The following is a 1,562-nucleotide window of genomic DNA, read 5'->3' on the forward strand; positions in this document are numbered from 1 at the left end:
TCGCGTGTTCTGTTCCGTGTTCTGATGTTGTCTGTGAGTTCTGATTGTTCTTGCTTGGAGAGGGTGGCGTGTGCGGCGCGTCGCAGTAGTCTGCTGTGCTCGGAGTTTTGTTGTGCCACCAGTCGTCGTTTTCTGAGAGATCGGCCACACACGGACTGCTCACCAGTGCTCGTGGTCGGCAGCGGCAGAGGTGGATCAGCGACAGACCTGGAAACGAGTGCTGCCAATCCCACAAGGAAACCGGACAAGGCCACTCCGGAAGCCCGATTGACCCCGAGGCTACATGCGCTGGTCCCGCCCGTATGGAGCATGCGGGCCTCGGTCTCGGTAGACGTCGTTTCGACGAGCTTCCGCGCAGCGCTACCATCGGTGTTGACGACCCAAACCGACGAGGAGACGGGGCGCTCCGCGTCATCTACGGTTTCGAAGACGGTGTTGGTGAAGACGACCTGTTTACCGCCCGCTGCGAAGTGAGCGCCAGTATTGGTGACTCCTTCGCCCGCGGCGAGTAACTTGGGTTCTGAGCTTGCGTCTGAAGCGATGACGAACAATTGCGTCTCTGGAGGGTCAGCCTCTTCCACCTGGGAATAGTACAGAACGTTCAACCCGTCGGCGGACACCTCGAGATCCCATCCGTTGCCGTCGACGAGCATCAAGTTCGTCATGGCTTCGCTGTCGCAGCTGAACGCGCTTGTGGCCGTCGGCGTCAAGCGCCAGATGCTGCGGGACGCCGTGGAGTCATTGATCACGAGCGACGCGACATACAGGCTGCCCTCCCGAAGCACGACTTGAGTGATGGTCGGGATCGGATTCGCGGCCGTCGAACAATCCAGCAGAACGTCTGTTACGGCGTCGTTCGTAAACGCATCCTCCTCATCGGCCGTGCGGTACACCACCGAATAGGACTCGTCTCCGCCGGATACCGATTCGACCCAGATCAGTTCACCTTCCTGTGTCCAACTCATGGCAATCGCGGTCGTGCCGGAAGCTTCCGTGCGTATAGTTCGGAGATCTTCCCCATCGCTTCCGATCGTGTGCAGTGTCTGGGCTGAAGCCTCGCCAGGCACCGAGAAGGCGACGCGAGATCCATCCGGAGAGAACACTGGCAGGAAACCTCCGATCGTCGACACCGGTTGGTCATCGGCGCAGTCGGTCTGGGCGCTGGCGATTTGCATCACCAGTTCGTCATCGTCGTTTTCGTACGCGAACGCCAATCGACTCGTTTCTGTCGGATCAGTAGGCAAGTACCCCCGTAGTTGGTACTGGCCGCTTCCGCGGAAGTCCGTCACCCATGCCTGCTCCGATGTCTCTGTGAGACCGACCTCGCAGGTTACGGCCCGCACGTTCGTCCCGTCAGAACGAACCATGGCCCCATACCGGGTCGAGGTTACCGCGTCTCCAGACACGGCGAGGTAGCCGACGTCGTACGCGGTTGCCGTCAATGTGGCTTCGGTAGACTCGCTGGCGTCGCCCGCCGTGACGGTGAGGCGTACCGTGTACTCGCCTGCGACATCAGGAAGGAATGTCCTTGCCGCCGCTGCGGCGTCGGCAAGGTCCGAGGA

1 protein-coding gene is annotated in these 1,562 nt (G+C 60.7%); it reads right to left on the reverse strand.

Features of this window, described 5'->3' with window-relative positions:
• The coding region (locus BHE97_RS20295) for a hypothetical protein (protein WP_170931523.1) at window positions 1-1,562 on the reverse strand (1,562 nt) is incomplete at both ends.

Source organism: Aeromicrobium sp. PE09-221 (assembly GCF_002174305.1).
Lineage (GTDB): Bacteria > Actinomycetota > Actinomycetes > Propionibacteriales > Nocardioidaceae > Aeromicrobium.